The 16,871-nt window shown below is 45.5% G+C and carries 18 protein-coding genes; 11 read left to right on the forward strand and 7 right to left on the reverse strand.

The window, feature by feature from the left end; translation table 11 throughout:
• Positions 1–3 precede the first annotated feature (3 nt).
• Complete coding sequence (locus tag BSQ33_RS12915; protein WP_088134245.1) at positions 4–1,896, forward strand: PTS fructose transporter subunit IIABC; 1,893 nt, start codon at positions 4–6, stop codon at positions 1,894–1,896.
• 56 nt (positions 1,897–1,952) lie between these two features.
• On the opposite strand, the gene BSQ33_RS12920 is transcribed toward BSQ33_RS12915, so the two are convergent.
• From BSQ33_RS12920 to BSQ33_RS12935, 3 genes are all read right to left on the reverse strand, one after another.
• Positions 1,953–2,240 carry a putative quinol monooxygenase gene (locus BSQ33_RS12920; protein ID WP_157721393.1) on the reverse strand — a complete coding sequence of 96 codons (288 nt, stop codon included), beginning with the start codon at positions 2,238–2,240 and terminating at the stop codon, positions 1,953–1,955.
• A 207-nt stretch (positions 2,241–2,447) separates the two neighbouring features.
• Positions 2,448–2,792, reverse strand: a complete 345-nt coding sequence (locus tag BSQ33_RS22170) for a HipA N-terminal domain-containing protein (protein WP_332457861.1) — start codon at positions 2,790–2,792, stop codon at positions 2,448–2,450.
• A gap of 69 nt (positions 2,793–2,861) precedes the next feature.
• Positions 2,862–3,059, reverse strand: a complete 198-nt coding sequence (locus BSQ33_RS12935) for a hypothetical protein (protein ID WP_157721394.1) — start codon at positions 3,057–3,059, stop codon at positions 2,862–2,864.
• Positions 3,060–3,294: 235 nt separating this feature from the next.
• Between BSQ33_RS12935 and BSQ33_RS12940 the strand changes: the two genes are divergently transcribed.
• Together BSQ33_RS12940 and BSQ33_RS12945 are read left to right on the forward strand one after the other, a co-directional pair.
• Positions 3,295–3,681: a toxin-antitoxin system TumE family protein gene (locus BSQ33_RS12940; protein ID WP_088134248.1), complete on the forward strand. Its 387-nt coding sequence runs from the start codon at positions 3,295–3,297 to the stop codon at positions 3,679–3,681.
• The gene (locus BSQ33_RS12945; RefSeq protein ID WP_088134249.1) at positions 3,653–4,054 is read left to right on the forward strand and encodes a MarR family transcriptional regulator; all 402 of its coding nucleotides are present in this window, start codon (positions 3,653–3,655) and stop codon (positions 4,052–4,054) included. The genes BSQ33_RS12940 and BSQ33_RS12945 overlap by 29 nt, the downstream gene beginning before the upstream one ends.
• A gap of 93 nt (positions 4,055–4,147) precedes the next feature.
• Here BSQ33_RS12945 and BSQ33_RS12950 read toward each other — a convergent pair whose 3' ends face one another.
• Complete coding sequence (locus BSQ33_RS12950; protein WP_157721395.1) at positions 4,148–5,023, reverse strand: HEPN domain-containing protein; 876 nt, start codon at positions 5,021–5,023, stop codon at positions 4,148–4,150.
• Between the two features lie 341 nt (positions 5,024–5,364).
• Here BSQ33_RS12950 and BSQ33_RS12955 point away from each other — a divergent pair, with 341 nt between their 5' ends.
• The 3 genes from BSQ33_RS12955 (at position 5,365) to BSQ33_RS12965 (ending at position 8,066) form a co-directional block, all read left to right on the forward strand.
• Complete coding sequence (locus BSQ33_RS12955) at positions 5,365–6,252, forward strand: GIY-YIG nuclease family protein (RefSeq protein WP_088134251.1); 888 nt, start codon at positions 5,365–5,367, stop codon at positions 6,250–6,252.
• Positions 6,253–6,318: 66 nt separating this feature from the next.
• Positions 6,319–6,939, forward strand: coding sequence for a class I SAM-dependent methyltransferase (locus tag BSQ33_RS12960; RefSeq protein ID WP_088134593.1), 621 nt, complete (start codon positions 6,319–6,321; stop codon positions 6,937–6,939).
• A 2-nt stretch (positions 6,940–6,941) separates the two neighbouring features.
• Positions 6,942–8,066 carry an HNH endonuclease gene (locus BSQ33_RS12965; RefSeq protein ID WP_021020844.1) on the forward strand — a complete coding sequence of 375 codons (1,125 nt, stop codon included), beginning with the start codon at positions 6,942–6,944 and terminating at the stop codon, positions 8,064–8,066.
• A gap of 88 nt (positions 8,067–8,154) precedes the next feature.
• Here the strand turns inward: BSQ33_RS12965 and BSQ33_RS21830 are convergent, their stop codons facing one another.
• The 3 genes from BSQ33_RS21830 to BSQ33_RS12980 form a co-directional block, all read right to left on the reverse strand.
• The gene (locus BSQ33_RS21830; protein ID WP_198298106.1) at positions 8,155–9,585 is read right to left on the reverse strand and encodes a hypothetical protein; all 1,431 of its coding nucleotides are present in this window, start codon (positions 9,583–9,585) and stop codon (positions 8,155–8,157) included.
• 340 nt (positions 9,586–9,925) lie between these two features.
• The gene (locus tag BSQ33_RS12975; RefSeq protein WP_021020846.1) at positions 9,926–10,603 is read right to left on the reverse strand and encodes a type 1 glutamine amidotransferase domain-containing protein; all 678 of its coding nucleotides are present in this window, start codon (positions 10,601–10,603) and stop codon (positions 9,926–9,928) included.
• A 58-nt stretch (positions 10,604–10,661) separates the two neighbouring features.
• Positions 10,662–12,128, reverse strand: coding sequence for a coniferyl aldehyde dehydrogenase (locus BSQ33_RS12980; protein ID WP_088134252.1), 1,467 nt, complete (start codon positions 12,126–12,128; stop codon positions 10,662–10,664).
• A gap of 232 nt (positions 12,129–12,360) precedes the next feature.
• Between BSQ33_RS12980 and BSQ33_RS12985 the strand changes: the two genes are divergently transcribed.
• From BSQ33_RS12985 to BSQ33_RS13000, 5 genes are all read left to right on the forward strand, one after another.
• On the forward strand, positions 12,361–13,254 hold the full coding sequence (locus BSQ33_RS12985; protein ID WP_021020848.1) for a LysR family transcriptional regulator: 894 nt from the start codon (positions 12,361–12,363) through the stop codon (positions 13,252–13,254).
• A 196-nt stretch (positions 13,255–13,450) separates the two neighbouring features.
• Positions 13,451–13,606, forward strand: coding sequence for a DUF5989 family protein (locus tag BSQ33_RS22235; protein ID WP_021020849.1), 156 nt, complete (start codon positions 13,451–13,453; stop codon positions 13,604–13,606).
• A gap of 145 nt (positions 13,607–13,751) precedes the next feature.
• On the forward strand, positions 13,752–14,699 hold the full coding sequence (locus BSQ33_RS12990; protein WP_157721396.1) for an SGNH/GDSL hydrolase family protein: 948 nt from the start codon (positions 13,752–13,754) through the stop codon (positions 14,697–14,699).
• 1 nt (position 14,700) lies between these two features.
• Entirely contained in the window at positions 14,701–15,093 is a 393-nt protein-coding gene (locus tag BSQ33_RS12995) for a hypothetical protein (protein WP_088134254.1), read from the forward strand.
• A 12-nt stretch (positions 15,094–15,105) separates the two neighbouring features.
• Positions 15,106–16,866, forward strand: a complete 1,761-nt coding sequence (locus tag BSQ33_RS13000) for a carbamoyltransferase (RefSeq protein ID WP_088134255.1) — start codon at positions 15,106–15,108, stop codon at positions 16,864–16,866.
• The last annotated feature ends 5 nt before the right edge of the window (positions 16,867–16,871 follow it).

Raw genomic sequence — 16,871 nt, forward strand, 5'->3', positions numbered from 1 at the left:
AAAATGATGACTCAACTTATCTCATCACGATTGATTCGGCTGAATCTTTCGTCAACGACCAAAGATGAAGTGCTTACCGAGATGGCTGGTATGCTGGCCGCAGAAGGACGCATCACCGATCAACAACAATTTTTAGCGGATATTTATGCCCGAGAGGCACTCGGCAATACTGGCTTTGATGAGGGCGTTGCTATTCCTCATGCCAAAAGCGTTGCTGTGAGTGAACCTGCCGTGGTGGTGGGAATCAGTCGTCAGGGCATTGATTACGGCGCCGAAGACGGCCAGCCATCGAAACTCTTTTTTATGATTGCTTCTCCCGATGGCAATGCCAATCATCATGTCGAAGTTTTGGCCGAGCTTTCTGCCAAACTGATTGAAGACGGATTCGCCGAGCAGCTTTTGGCCGCACAGACCGAGCAGCAAGCGCTGGAACTACTGTTGTCCAAGTCAGAACCGACGCCGCAGTCATCGGGAGAAAACGGTTTTCTGATCGGTGTGACCGGCTGTCCGACCGGGATTGCGCATACTTATCTAGCGGCTGAATCGCTGGAAAAAGGTGCCGCAGCACTGGGCTATCAGATTAAAGTCGAGACCAACGGGTCGATCGGGGTGAAAAACAGCCCGACGGCAGCAGAGATTGCAGCGGCAGACGCGATTATCGTCTCGAGTGACAAACAGGTGGAAATCACCCGCTTTGCCGGTAAAAAACTGATTGAAACCGGCGTGAAAGAGCCGATCCGTGATGCGCAAGGGTTGATTCAGAAAGCATTGCAGGCCCCCGTGTATCGACCTGATTCTCCGGCTGAATCCCGTAATACGGAACCATCCCGGAACCGACCGGAGTTGTATCGTTATCTGATGAACGGTGTCTCGCATATGATCCCGTTTGTGGTTGCCGGTGGGCTGTTGATTGCGCTGGCACTGGCGATTGGCGGGGAGCCGACGGAAGCCGGGATGGCGATTCCACAAGGTAGTTTGTGGAATAAAGTGCTGGATGTCGGTGTCGTTTCCTTCCAACTGATGATTCCGATTCTGGCCGGTTATATTGCTTATGCGATTGCCGATCGCCCGGCGTTGGCCCCGGGGATGATTGGTGGCTGGATTGCCAACAACGGCTCATTTTACGATGCTGACGCCGGAACCGGATTTATCGGCGCAATTGTTGCCGGTTTATTGGTGGGGTATTTCATTCGCTGGCTGACCAGTTTCAATTATCACAAGATGATTCAGCCGCTGGTGCCGATTATGATCGCACCGATCACCGGTGCACTGTTTATCTCTGGTCTGTTTATTTTTGTGATCGGTGCTCCGATTGCCAGCTTGATGCATGGGATGACAGAACTGCTGACCACCATGAGTACCGGGAATATGGTGTTGCTGGGCATTGTGCTGGGCGGACTGGCCGGGTTTGATATGGGCGGCCCGTTCAACAAAGTTGCCTTCTTGTTCTCTGTCGGCATGATTGCCAGTGGTCAGACACAGTTTATGGGCGCGATGGCGTGTGCCATTCCGGTTGCTCCGCTCGGCATGGGACTCGCCACGGTGCTTGGTCGTAAACTGAACCTGTTTGAAGCATCAGAACTTGAAGCTGGTAAAGCCGCCGGTGCGATGGGGCTGGTCGGGATTTCTGAAGGGGCAATTCCGTTTGCTGCGCAGGATCCGGTGTCGGTGATTCCGGCCAACATGCTGGGGTCGATGGTTGCTGCGGTAATGGCTTTCTCTTTTGGGATCACCGATAGTGTCGCGCATGGCGGACCGGTTGTTGCCTTACTGGGAGCGATGAACAAACCGTTGTTAGCGCTATTTTGTATGGCGCTTGGTGCGGTTGTCACTGCGCTCACTTGTATCGCATTGAAGAAAATGCGTCAGGCGAGATTACAGTCTGCCAATGTCTGAGGTTATAAAAATGATCCGTACCTGCCTTTGGGAAGGTGCGGATCGTGAATTGATGGCTATGCCATATGGATTCGGGAAAAGATTTTGGATGTTTTTTCTTCAATCATCGGTTCCGTTTTCTGATCAAAGAGCAGCGCATGTTCGGTTTGCAGACATTCATTAAATTCGTCTTCCGAACCATACAGTTCATAGAAAAAAACCTGTTTATCTTTATCATTCCAGCAGATATCAAACTGGAGACATCCCGGATCATCTTTTGCGATGTCTGCATTCTCTTGGGCGAGTTTAATAAATGATTCAAATGACTCGGGATCGATGGTGAAAGTCACCGTCACAACGTACATACATTGCCTCCTGAAACATACGAAACGGGTAAAATCACAGACCGACATAACTTGTACGGTATGATTTCAGCTGTTTTCTCCGTGAACAGAGCCTCGCGGTCAAGCGATGATTCTGTGTGCATCACTACATCATATTGACATATTTCGGTGCTATCAATCATCAGTTGCGGATAAGCATCAATTATTTTGCTCAACCATCATGATGGCTTAATGTTGCGAATGCGACTGAATCAATGCGTCTGAAAGTCTTGGTGGTATTTCACATTGTTCCCCGATATAAGTTAACCGTTCCAGTGCGGTAATCAAGTGAGGGGGATAGCCATGTTTTTTGAAGACCCGATCCATCAGATAAAGCCCCCAACCGTCCGGTAAGCTGTCAGCAAATACACCATGCAAGCCATCATGGGGGGCGGTGCTTTTTGCAGCGTTAGATCTGATTTGGCCGATATCACCAACCGCTTCAAATAGCATCAGAAACTGCCGGAGAGAGATATTACCGCTGTTTTCAAATTTTCTGATCGTGCTGTAAGGCACACCAGAACGATTTGCCAACGCTTCAACAGTGAGTTTTTGCTGCTTTATGCTTGTCCCTCCGTTACAGTATGAGGTGATTTTAGCACTTCAATGACTTAGCCAATCCTTCCCCCGACAAACTGCTTCCGTCAGCACTTTAAGTTTTTCCACTTCTTCGGCCAGATAATCCAACTCTTCAACGGTGATTTCGTAGTGCTCGGAATAGCGGGTATCACGCAAAATCGTCGCAATGGTGTCAATATCTTGTTGTTTCCGCTCGGGAAGGTGGTCAAGTGTCTTTTTCATGTCGGTCATCGTACTACGCAGTGGAATTCGGGTAAATGGCGGCATCAGGGTTGAGATGAGTTTTGCGTGTGAGTGCAGTTTTTGGTGTAAATGGGGTGTTGGTTGAGGATGAGAGATTAAAGAATGCGTTGGATATCGGGGAATTCAGAAGTGCAGAACAGAGCGATTTGATGATGAATGACTTCCTGATAAGATTAATTTTGTTATACTCTAGGTATAACATCAGGGTAAGCTGATGGAAGAGTTAGATGTTTTGTTGAGTATGCATGGCACAGAAGTGTACCGGGATGACGGTTATTGGTGGAAAATTGAAGCATGGACGGTTCCGCCAACCAGAGAACGCCCTCACGGGATCCGTTACAACATGACGCTACATAATCGATTTAACAAAAGAGTTTTTGGTTATGACAATGCCCATGCAGTGAAGCCACGGAAAAATAAACGATTTAGTGGCAAACGGTATGACTACGATCATTTGCATCGGACTGCGATTGATCAGGGAACACCCTATGAATTTCAGGATGTTTATACGTTACTGCAAGACTTCTTCTCCGGCATTGATACAACCATAGAAGCAATTGAGGGGAAACCACATGAAAGCAAGAATCGGCATTATGTCTGAAGATCTGATCCGTTTTCGCCTGCTGGCGATTGCGCAAAGGAAATATATGCCGCAAGCGGATGAGCCGAAGGTTTGGTACACATCGGTCAATGCGGTAGCACAGATTTTAAGGCCGGAGAATATTGCCTTATTACGTCTGATTGATACGGAAAAGCCAGCAAGCCTGACAGAATTAGCCAGAATATCCGGCCGGGCCAAATCTAATTTATCCAACACCTTAAAAACGCTCAGTGAAAAAGGTTTCGTTCGCATGGAGCCGACTACCGGTAAGGCTCTGAAACCAGTGGCGATTTATACCGATTTTGAGATTATTTCGGACTCCGCACTTGAGCAGAAATTATTGAAATTAATGGCGGAGCAATCTGCGGCCTGAGGTGAGGTATTCGGAATCTGTGTGCCAAGATTAAGATTATCTACGCACTGCGTAGATAATTGAGCTCTGAAGTTGATGTGTGATTGCGATGACTTACTCAATCCTTCCCCGACAAACCGCTTCCGTCAGCACTTTGAGTTTTTTCACTTCTTCGGCCAGATAATCCAGCTCTTCAACGGTGATTTCGTAGTGCTCCGAATAGCGGGCATCGACGTAGGCGCGTTTGAGGCGATGGAAGCTGCGACGGTGAAACTGGTTGTCGGCAGGGAACAGGTGGGCGAAGCGTTCGTCTTGCCCGGCACAGAAGGCGCGTAGTTTCTCTAAGTCGTGAGTTTTGGGCAGGTAGTTGGTACACACTAACAGGGTGCAGGCAAACAGGCGTTCGGTGGCTTGATGAAGTTCAAAGGCTGCTTTGTTCACCCATCCTCGATTCATATGATCCCGAAAAGTAATAAAGAACTGCTCACCACTTTCGAACCATTGAGCAAAATACTTTTGCGCAATCTGCCGACTTTCTTCGGCGCTCAGATCTCCCGGCAGTGCCAGCTCGCGACCATCAGCGCTATACAGTTCGATGCCTTGCTCGCGGATATCCCGAAAGAAATAGTGCCCGTCATGCAGCCACTGATTGACTTCACCGAGGGTGTGAACAATCAGCCCCAACGGGGTTTTGGGAATTCGACGGCTGATACGGTCTTCCGCCAGACTCCACAGGGTGAACTCTTCCACCAGTTCAAAGCGGTTGACGATCACCAGTATGTCATAGTCGCTGACATAGCCGTTTGCCGGGTCATTGACCCAGTTGCCTTTGGCATAGCTGCCGAACAGGATAATTTTGTGGATCTTAAAACCGGCTTTTTTGCCGCTTCTGCCCGCCACATATTCATCCACCACATCACGCAAAATAGTCGCAATGGTGTCAATATCTTGTTGTTTCCGCTCGGGAAGATGGTCAAGTGTCTTTTTCATGTCGGTCATCGTACTACGCGGTGAGAATCGGGTAAATGGCAGCATCGGGGTTGAGATGAGTTTTGCGTGTGAGTGCAGTTTTTGGTGTAAATGGGGTGTTGGTTGAGGATGAAGAAAGAAGAGGTAAGCAGGCTAGACATATAAATTAGCAATGAGATTCAATATATCATCAATAGCAATTATTATGAATCATGGTTCATAATCTGTATTTGTTGATTAGTTGTTGCTGAACACTCTACTTGCTTTATGAAGAATCCAGCTTTCTATTGGGGGGGGATTTATTTTAATGCTATTGTTTTTAACTGCATTAAAAAGTCAGATTATTCTTACAACGAGGCAGTATGGCAGAATTTGGTCGCAGTATTCGTATCTTCTTTGCTGACGGTAGCCCGACAGGGTTGCGTCATGTGGAAATCGTCAATTGGTCGGGGCAGGCGATGGCGTGTCCGCGAACTCGATTTTTTGAACTGAAGCACTGGGATGAAGTGAAACGTCCCGGTGTTTATTTTTTGCTGGAAAAGGCATCGGGTGATGATGATAACGTCGCTTATATCGGTGAGTCCGAAGATGTTTTCAGACGATTAGCCAATCATGATCGTGAAAAAGACTTCTGGAACGAGGTGATTATATTCAGCAGTAAAGATGAAAACCTCACCAAAGCACATATCAAATATTTAGAAGCAAGATTAGTTGAAATGAGTCAAGCCGCAGATCGTTATACCGTCAGTAATTCAAATTGTCCGACTAAGTCAGGTTTGCCCCGTGCAGATATGGCGGCAATGGAAGAGTTTATTGAAAATATCAAATTGGTACTGGGAAGTCTGGGGCATCGATTATTGGAACCGATTGCTTCATCCTCGACAACAGAAATAGAGAGCAATGAATCTTTGACTCATTATCCTCTGACTCTCACTGTGAATAAATTGCAAGCCTATGGACGAATGACGGATGATGGTTTTTTGCTTGCAAAAGGTTCTCAAATCGCTAAACGATCATCGCAAAGCATGCCGGGTAAAAGCCAGCAAATAAAGCAGGAGATGATTGACAGTGGTGTTCTGATTGAACGGGAGAATTGGTATGAGTTGCTCAAAGATAAGTTGATGAGTTCTTCCTCATATGCGGCTTGCTTAGTTTCAGGCAATAGCCGGAGTGGGCCTCAGAGTTGGAGAACTGAATTGGGAGAATCTCTCAAAGAGTTGGAAGCTCGGCTGGTTGGTAAAGACGGATAAGAGAAAAAATATGTAATTTTCTCTGGGAAAATCAAATTATTGCTTAATCGAATGACACAAGAGACGATGCAACATTCAGACTTCTACAACCAAAACGCCAGCTCACTGGTAACCCAATACTATAGCCTCAGTTTTGAAGACGTTCACGCATGTTGGCGGGATTTCTGGCCGGGCTGCGGTGATCGGGTGTTGGATGTCGGGGCCGGTTCCGGGCGGGATGCGTGCTGGATGGCGGCGCGAGGTTGTTTGGTCGTTGCTGTGGAGCCTGCGGCACTGATGCGGGCGGAAGGGCAGCGGTTAACTGGTGATACGGTGGAATGGCTGGATGACGCACTGCCGGAGTTATCGCAGCTTGCAGAACGCAAACGGCAATTCGATGTGATTCTGGTCAGTGCGGTGTGGATGCATTTGACACCGGAGCAACGTCAGCAGGCATTGGGTCATCTGGCAGCGTTGCTGACATCGGAAGGACGTCTGGTGATCTCTTTACGCGATGGTGAATTTAGCGATGGACGTGTGACTTACCCGCTCTCCGTTGAGGAATTAGTGGCTCAGTCTGCTGGAGCTGGGTTAAAACCAATGCTGATTTCGGAGCGGCAGGGGGACGGTCTCAAACGCAGTGATGTGTCTTGGCAAACGGTGGTTCTGTCTCTGTTAGACCCAATATTGAATGTAGTAAGGGAATAAGCATGTCTCTGGAATACTACGAGGATAAGTTTCGCAATCTCAATATGAATACCAAGGGCAATCACAAAAGCCCACATAAGGTATGCATGTTGCTGGCGGTGACGGAGCTGATTGAAAGCGGAGTGATTGCGGCCAATCGAATTGATCTCAATGAACCGTTAAAAGAGGCATTCACGCGTTTTTTCAATCAGCGTCGTCGTGATACGGATCAAAACACCCCAGAGAATCCGTATTTCCATCTTAAAAGCGAAGGGTTTTGGCATATCGTTTACAACCCGGGAATAGATCCTGCAACGGTAAAACGTTACTCCAAAACCGCTGTGTCTCATATTACTATCGATGATGCGCTGTTTGCGTATCTGCAAAGCCGGATTACTAACACTGATCTCAAAGAGGCTTTAAATCATAATTTGTCTGATTTGGCATTTTTGTATCAGCAATGGTTGGTGGATATCGGCCAAGCTCCGGAGACTGTCGAACGTTATACTCGGCTGATTGCCAGTGATTTGTCCGAGTGGTTACAGGAACAAGGGCTTGCCAATATCCCTGTGTTTGACATGAAGTCATATCGGGCATTTCATGACTTGGCTCTGCGGTTTAAACAGTCGCATGCATTACAGGTGAATGATCCGAACCTGAATCTGTTTTCAGCCGTTATTGATTCCTATCAGCAGTTTTTAAAAGACCTGACGCAGATTGATTTACAACAGGATGTCGCTCAGATTGATGCAGATGAACATCTGACAACCACGGAAAAGCAAATTCTGAGAAATGCGCGGTTGGGGCAGGGAACTTATCGCAGACAACTGATTGATCTGTGGCAGGGCTGTGCGGTGACGCGCTATCGTAATACCCAAATGCTGGTGGCTTCTCATATCAAGCCTTGGCGGGATTCGAATAACGATGAACGACTGGATAAATACAACGGCCTGTTACTGTTGGCGAACCTTGATAAAGCATTTGACCTTGGTTTTATCTCATTCGATCAACATGGCAAGGTGATGATCTCCAAATATCTCCAATCCCCCGCAACCCTCGGTATCCGCGAAGAAATGCACTGCACCCTACATCGGGAGCACCGGAAATATCTCGACTATCATCGGGTTGAGTTGTTTAAAGGATTCTGAACCGACTCGTTTTCAATGATATATACAGAGAATAAAAAACCTGCCCATTGATGGGCAGGTTCGGTTACGTTTGTTGGTCAACAATATATTAGTTGAGTTTCTCTATATGGATAAATTTAAATAGGTAGTTCGGCTCTGTCATGCTGCCTTTCATTGTGTCACTGAACTCTCGGATACAGTCGTTGTTACTTGGAAATAAATAGCCATCAAACCGAATTATGTCACCACGGCTTAGCTTGAAGACCGACTGGAATATGTCACTGCTCGGGTCGAGCAAGCTATTTGCACCAATATCACTAAAGGTATTATTAGAGGTGGTTAGGTGCATATTTTCACCGAACTTCACGGTGAGTACCCCTTTCCCTTCACTGTTGGTTGTCAGATTTGTTACTTTACCAATCCAACCGTAATGTTTGCCTTGGAGACCACATAGTTTATTTTTCCGTTGTTCACGGGCCGCTCCTTTTGACTGTTCACTTGTTGCTTCTTGATATGCTATTTGGCCGTTGTAAGATGCAATGGTTAATTTGAGTTGAGGTAATGGATAGTCGTTGACATATTTAGATAGTTCGCTATCGAATAAGCGTTTTTTTTGTAATTCAGTTACAAGATTCTGTCTTTCCTTCTCATCTTGTTCCGCTACAGCTGGTTTTCTGGTTGTTGTTTGTTCAACTGCTACTTTTTTAGTTGCTGCTTGTTCGGCTGCTGCTTTTTCAGCGGTTGCTTGTTCGGCTGCTGCTTTTTCAGCGGTTGCTTGTTCGGCTGCTGCTTTTTTAGCGGCTGCTTGTTTGACTGCTGCTTTTTCAGCGGCTGCTTGTTCGGCTGCTGCTTTTTTAGCGGCTGCTTGTTCGGCTGCTACTTTTTTAGCGGCTGCTTGTTCAGCTGCCGCTTGTTTTCTCATTTTTTCCTGACGTTTTTTCTCAGCAGCGATCCGTTGTTGTCTTGCTTTTTCTTTTTGTGCTTTTTTCTGTTGTTCGATTTGATTAATTTTTGATTGATAGATGTTTAGATCATCATCGAGTTTTTTCGCAGTTTGGCGTATTTTTTCAGCATTATCAGCACTGTAGATATATTTCAGGTCGCTATACAGTGTTTGGGTATCGTGAGAGACTTTGAGGCCATGATAGCTGGAAATATGTTTATATCGTTTCATGATTGGGTCGGCATACCCTCGAGCATCTTGTAATAATTTTCTTTTTTGTTCTTGCTCTTGTTTTTCTTTTTCGTCTTGTTTTTCCATTGCTGAGTCAACTAAATCGCCACCGATTTTGACGACATCACCAAGGCCGAAAGCATGAGCGTTATTTTCAATTGATGAATAAGAGAAGCCAATCAAAAATAAGAAGCATGATTTGGCAAACAAGTGCTGCCAACTTTTTATCAATGTTTTATCATTTAAACGAAAATTGTTTTTTCTTCGATTCATATCCATACAGCATTTCCAACGTGTTGTTAAGGCATATTGATTTATGTCAATGTTTATATTGAACTTTTGCCCGTCAAAAGAAGCTACCATCATAAATATAACTTCCTATATATCAATAGAAATATTTCTATTATTTGATGATTTTTAAAGAAATTATATTGTCGATGCTGTTAATGACAGGGCGGATGTAATCCGATCTAATATCGTAGTGATTTGCCTTTAAAGAAAGGCTCGCAAATTGGAAATCTAGAGGATGCAGTGTTCCCTACATCGCGAGCATCAGTAATATCTTGGTTATCATCGGGGAGTATTTAAGGGGGGCTGAGAATGAGCAAGTGCTATAAAAAAACCTGCTCAAATCAAGAGCAGGCCGAAAAAGTATCGTTTGGATATAGACAGTGGATTGTGTGAGCTTATCTGCTCAGATGAATGATTATGCCAGTTTCTTCAACAGCGCCTGAGCGACTGCTTCAGAGCTAGCTGGGTTTTGCCCGGTGATCAACAGACCATCTTCAACGACATAAGGTGCCCAGTCTGCGCCTTTTTCATACAGACCACCGAGTGCCTGAAACTCATCTTCGATCAGAAACGGAACCACGTCAGTCAGTTGCACGGCCGCTTCTTCGTTGTTGGTAAAACCAGTCACTTTGCGTCCTTGAATCAGTGGGGTTCCGTCGGCTGCTTTGACATGACGTAGTACGCCCGGTGCGTGACAGACAAAGCTGATCGGTTTATTTGCACGTTCAAAGCTTTCGATGAGCTGAATCGAATCTTGTGAGTTGGTCAGATCCCAAAGTGGTCCGTGCCCGCCTGGGTAGAAGACTGCATCAAAATCTTCTTGTTTGATACCTGCCAGCTTGACCGTATTGGCAAGGGCTTGCTGTGCGGCTGGGTCGGCTTTAAAGCGGTGTGTCTGCTCGGTTTGAAAATCAGCCAGATCACTTTTTGGATCCAGTGGTGGCTGTCCACCGTCTGGTGAGGCGAGTACGACTTCAGCGCCTGCATCGATAAAGCTGTAGTAGGGGGCTGCGAATTCTTCGAGCCAGAAGCCTGTTTTTTCACCGGTGTTGCCGAGTTCACTATGTGAGGTCAGAACCATTAAAATCTTCATTATTCTCTTCCTTTTCAAGTCATTGTTGTTCGTGTTTGTGAATTGCATCTAAAAGCATTTACTGCGCTAAAAACTCTTCCAGTTGTGTCAGTTTATCGGTATAAGGTGCTCTCAGTCTCAGGTTGGATGGACCTTCTGGACTGTGGATGACAATTGGTTTGGCATGGCTGAAACGGCGGAAACCGTGAATACCATGATATGCGCCAATCCCGGAAGCGCCAACCCCGCCAAAAGGTAGATCCTCAATGGTCACGTGCGTCATGACATCATTGATGACCAGTCCACCCGAAGTGGTTTGACTGGCGAATTGTGCCTGTTGCGTCTGGCTCTCGCCGAAATAGTAAGCGGCCAACGGGCGGGGATGCTGATTGATGTAGTCAATGGCATCTTCTAGGTCGTGATAGGTTTTCACTGGGAGCAGCGGGCCGAAAATTTCTTCTTGCATAATTGCCATATCCTCTGTGACATCAAGTACCAGATGCGGGGCAATTTTGCGACTGGACGCAGAGAAATCAACTTCATCATCTGGGGCGAGGCTGATCACGCGGGCACCTTTTTGTTGCGCATCTTCAAGTAACTCGACCAAACGCTGATAGTGTCGATCGCTGATGATTGCTGTGTAATCCGTATTCGCTTGGAGTGTCGGGAAACTCTGGCGCATGAATTGTTGCGCAGCGTCAATGAGTTGTTCCTCTGCACCTTGAGGGAGCAGGATGTAATCCGGGGACAGACAGATTTGACCTGCGTTAAACGTTTTAATGGTCAGGGTTCTTGCCACCGCGGTAGACACATCTGCATCCGGTGCGATAACGACTGGAGATTTACCGCCGAGTTCGAGTGTGACAGGCACCAGATTTTCTGACGCAGCACGCATGACAAGTTTGCCGACCGCGGTACTGCCGGTAAACAGCAGGTGATCGAATGGCAGGGAACTGAATTGTTGGGCGATTTTGCTATCGCCTAGCACCACGACAAATTCCATCGGGTCAAAGTAACGTCCAACCAGCTCGGCAACCAGTTCTGATGTTTTCGGGGTCAGTTCTGACGGTTTGAGCATTACGGTGTTACCCGCAGAGAAAATACCCGCCAATGGGCCAAATGAAAGATTCAGCGGAAAGTTCCATGGGCTGATAACACCGACGACGCCCAGTGGCTGAGGCTGAATTCGGGCTTGTAGTCCTTCTTGTTCAGTGTCGATCGTTTCGGCTGCCATCCACTGTGCAACATGTTCTGCTGCGTGCTGGAGCGCTCGTATTGACGTCGTAATATCGGCGACCATTGACTGATAAGTGCTGCGGTGTCCGAAGTCTTCACTCATGGCTTGTGACAGCGCGACGCGATTTTCTTTCAGTAAGCGAATTGCACGCAACAGACGGTCCTGACGTAATTCAGCATCTGCGGGGCCCGATTTGAGATGAGCCCGTTTCATGCTGCTAAGAATTGACTTCATCTCATTGAACGATGATGCATCGGAAGAATCGAGGTTCGCTGCGATGACCTGAGCGGATGATGTTTGAACGGACATATAGACTCCTTAATCAAGCTGACAATGTATGTCGAAGACAGTGATTGATCACTTTGCTTTCAAAACTCAGCGTTTTTGGCAATGTAACTGTTTCATTCAACGCAAATGAGTGATTCGACTGCTGTGCTTCAAGATGGGGAAATCATATATGAGAGTAGCGTAATCATGCTAACAAGGTTATTTTAGATGGGGTATAAATATATTTATGACCCCTTTAGGGAGAGGCGTTGTTATGTCACTTGCTCGTTTAAGAACCTTTGTGGAAGTTTATCGTCAGCGCTCGATCAGTGCTGCGGCAAGAAATCTCAATTTGACGCAACCGGCGGTGTCACAACATATTGCCGGGCTGGAGGTGGCGGTCGGGAGAAAACTATTTACTCGTGAAGCCTCTGGTGTGGAGCCGACGACAGCGGCTGATGAACTGGCGATGGATATCGGAGATAAGTTGGATGCCGTTGAATCGGCGCTGGCACAGGCGAGGTCGCGTTCAATCAATATGGAAGGCGTGCTGCAAATGATTGGTCATGCCGATTTTATGGCTGAAGTCATTGCACCACGGCTCTTACCGTTGTTGCAGTCAGGTATTCGTATCCGGATGCATGCTGGTGATGGGGATTTAGTTCACCATATGTTGGTCGAAGGACACTGTGATTTGGGATTTACCGCCCATCCGGTGACGGATAAACGTCTGCGTAGCGAAACGGTAATGGAAGCACCGGTGATGGCGGTTGCCGCACCGGAAGTTGCGGCCAGAATTGCTCAGGCAGAGGATTTAACGCAGGCTTTGCTGAATGAGTCGATGTTGACTTACAACCTTGAATTGTCGGTTATTGATCGTTGGTTGAAGAAAAACAACCTGCATTTGGGGAGCCATCCCCCGGCATTGGTCAGTCAGGATTTACGGTCTTTACGCCGTTTACTGATTGAAGGGTTCGGCTGGACAGTGATGCCGGACTATTTGTGTCGTGAGCAAATTCAGCGCGGTGAGCTGCAACAGATCAAAGCCCCGATAGCGGATACGCGGTTGGAATATTATATGGCATGGACTCCCAGTGCGCTGCGTCAGCCACGGATCGCTCATGCTCGGCAAACGCTTTTATGGGCGTTGAATCCACAGCACAGGTAGGGAATTTTCTATTGATTTTTTTGTTATTTAAAAGGTGTGTAAACGTCTGGGTAATTCTGTTTCCGAGTATTGTTTTCTCTAAAGTTTAAAACTCTACTATATTCATAATGAGGTTCTAAACAGCCTTATGTTTACAACAGGTTTATAATCGATATGTGTTCATATTCATGTTTTTAACGTCAAGCATAGGTCAAATATGAAAGAAGTTTTTGTTGAGTTATTGGGTTTTTTGTTTTCTAAAAAAAGTCGGATAATTTTGCTGCCTTTTTTGTTGGTTTTGTTTCTGCTATCCGGCTTATTTGTGTTCTCTAGTGGCTCAAGTTGGGCACCATTTATCTATGCTATTTTCTAAAAATTTGGTGTAGAAGCCATGTTTCTGTTCGTTCAGTAATTCTTTATCTTACCTGTTTTGGCTCTACTGGTGAGTAAGTGCTTATTGGTATTGTTGGTGTGTCGATTATTACTCTCTGATTTGATGACGAAAGGGATTTATTCATATGAGTTCATGGGGGCGTAATAGCCTTTTGATGCTATTCGGTGTGGTTTTAGCATTGATTCTTGGTGAAGGTCTTGTACGTTTGGCGACGATGAGCCAAGAGAATTATGTCATTGAAATGTGGCGTTATGCCAATTTGCTGAAAGAGAAAAGTCCAGATCCGAATATCGGACATCAGCACATCCCGAATCATTCTGCGACGTTACAGAATGTTACGATTCAGATTAATAGTCTTGGGATGCGCGGGCCTGAACCAGATAAAACATCAGCTCATCGTGTTGCAATTGTCGGAGATTCTATCGCGCTGGGATGGGGAGTCGAGGATGCCGATAGTCTCAGAGGACAACTTGAACGTGAGTTGCCAACTGATGTGGATGTCGTCAATGCCGGCATCGGCAACATGAATTTGAATCAGTCGGTGACATTATGGGAATCGATTGGACAAAGCTTATCGGCAGATACTCTTGTTGTACTCGTTACCCCTCGATCAACCGCTCAAGTTACAACGCAATCCCCCGGATGGCTGGTAGAACATAGTGAATTGGCTGCTTTGGTCTCTACATTTATTCAGCAAATCATCAGCGGTAAATTTGGTAAAGAAGCTTTACTTGATGGATACCGCCAACAATGGCAAAGCTCTGCTGGTCAGATGGTGTTGTCTCAGGCATTCAATAAGTTACAACACATTCAAAATAAAACCAAAAGTCACATTATTATCGTCTCTATTCCTGAGATGCATGATTTTAATCATTATCAATTCTCATTTATGGGAGAAATCACCCAAAAATTTGCTCAGCAGTATCAGTTTGAGTTTATTGATCCCTTACCGATGTTTCAGGGGGCGCCAACCTCGTCATTCTGGGTCTCTCAAAATGATATTCATTTGAACAAAAAGGCATTAGGAATCATATCAGGATTGGTCGCTGAAAAAATGAAGAAGGAGCTTTAGAATGGTGAATAATGTATCTGTGGGGAGACAACAGATCCGTATCCGCCTGTTGGCTCTCAGTTGTGGATTATTGATATTTTCCGGTGTGATGAGTTTTGTCAAAGAAGCCATGTGGATATGGACCGTTCCATTTGCGGTCATCATCTTACTATATGCTTTGATTGCGCCAATGAAGTTACAATTTGTAATTAAGGCTTTTGACAAAATCCATGCCTTGATTGGAAAGGGACTATTCTGGGTCTTGTTTTTTATTTTTATTACACCGCTGAGTTGGTTATTGCGTTTGTTCCGTCCTAAATTACTCCCTTTAAAAATAGATAAGCATCTATCTAGTTATTGGGGAGAGCCAGAAAAAGATGCGATTACTTCCGATGATTTTAAAAAGCAATTCTAAAGGAATGTATGGATGACTTATATTCTCGGTATATCGGCATTCTATCATGATAGTGCTGTCGCATTGCTTCGTGATGGAGAGATTCTTTCGGCTGTGCAGGAAGAACGCTTTAGTCGCGTGAAGAATGATGATGTGTTCCCGAAAAATGCAATTGAGTGGATTTTACAGCAGCATAATGTCACGATGGCGCATATTGATTATGTTGTTTTTTATGAAAAACCATTTAATAAATTTGAAAGAATTCTAGAAACTTGTATACGTTTTGCTCCGAGAGGATATCAGTTATTTAGTCATGCAATTCCTATCTGGTTGAAGGAAAAACTATTTCAGAAAGTTAATTTAAAAAAGCAGTTGATTGAATTCAAAGGCGGAGAGCTTTGGAATCAAAAGTTACTCTTTTCTGACCACCACTTATCTCATAGCGCCGCTGCTTTTTATCCGTCTCCTTTTGAGTCGGCTGCTATATTGACGATTGATGGGGTCGGTGAATGGGCGACAACGACAGTTGCGATAGGGTCGGGACAGGATATTCGAAGAATCAAAGAGATGTCTTTTCCCCATTCTTTAGGCATGCTCTATTCTACCATTACAGCTTTTTTGGGATTTAAAGTTAATTCTGGTGAATATAAGATCATGGGACTTGCACCCTATGGCCAGCCAGTTTATAGCACTTTGATCAAAGAAAATCTGGTGAATATTAAATCGGATGGCAGTTTTCGCCTGAATATGAAGTATTTTCGTTTCGCGACTGAGCTTCGTATGTATAGTTCGGAACTTGAACGGTTGTTTGGGATATCGGCTAGGCAACCGGAAAGTAGTTTAGAGCAGGTTCATATGGATATTGCTGCGTCTATTCAGGAAGTCACTGATGAGATATTTTTAGCCTTAGCCCGATATGTGAGAGAACTTACCGGAGAAGTGAACTTGTGTTTAGCCGGAGGTGTCGCATTGAACTGTGCGGCGGCTGGGAAAGTGCTAAAAAGCGGGGTGTTTGAGCGAATCTGGATACAACCTGCCGCGGGAGATGCAGGAAGTGCATTAGGCGCTGCACAAGTATGTCATCATCTGTACCTTCAATCACCAAGGACTCCTGCGTCGGATTATATGCCCTATCTTGGACCGGCATTTGAACAAGACACAGCTTTAACCCAATTAGATAACATGGATGCCGAGTATCGTCTTGTGCCGGACGAGCAGTTATTTCAATTAACGGCTGATGCTTTAGCTGATGGTAAAATTATTGCCTGGTTTCAAGGGAAAGCTGAATTTAGTCCCAGAGCATTAGGAAATCGCTCTATTCTGGCGGATCCCCGAGTGCCAGATTTGAAGCGAGAACTCAATCTAAAAATTAAGTACCGAGAATCATTCCGGCCTTTTGCTCCCGTGATATTAGAAGAATATGCAAGTGAATGGTTTGATATTGAGGGCGCTTCGCCATATATGAATTTCATTTATACGGCTAAAGATGGCGTGAATCATAAACTTCCATCAGTCATTCATGTTGATGGCACAGCAAGACTTCAGACCGTCTCTGAACGTACGAATCAGCGGTTTTATCGGTTAATGAAGCAGTTTTATGAAATAACGGGATGTCCTGTATTGGTGAATACGAGTCTGAATGTCAGGGGAGAGCCGATGGTTCTTTCTCCTGAAGATGCATTTAACTGTTTTATGAATACAGAAATTGATATGTTGGTTATTGGTAATATTGTGCTTGATAAACATCAACAAAGAAGCCAAAAGTATCAGAAATATAATTACGAATTAGACTGAACGGA

Origin of the sequence: Vibrio gazogenes, from assembly GCF_002196515.1 — a bacterium.
Lineage (GTDB): Bacteria > Pseudomonadota > Gammaproteobacteria > Enterobacterales > Vibrionaceae > Vibrio > Vibrio gazogenes_A.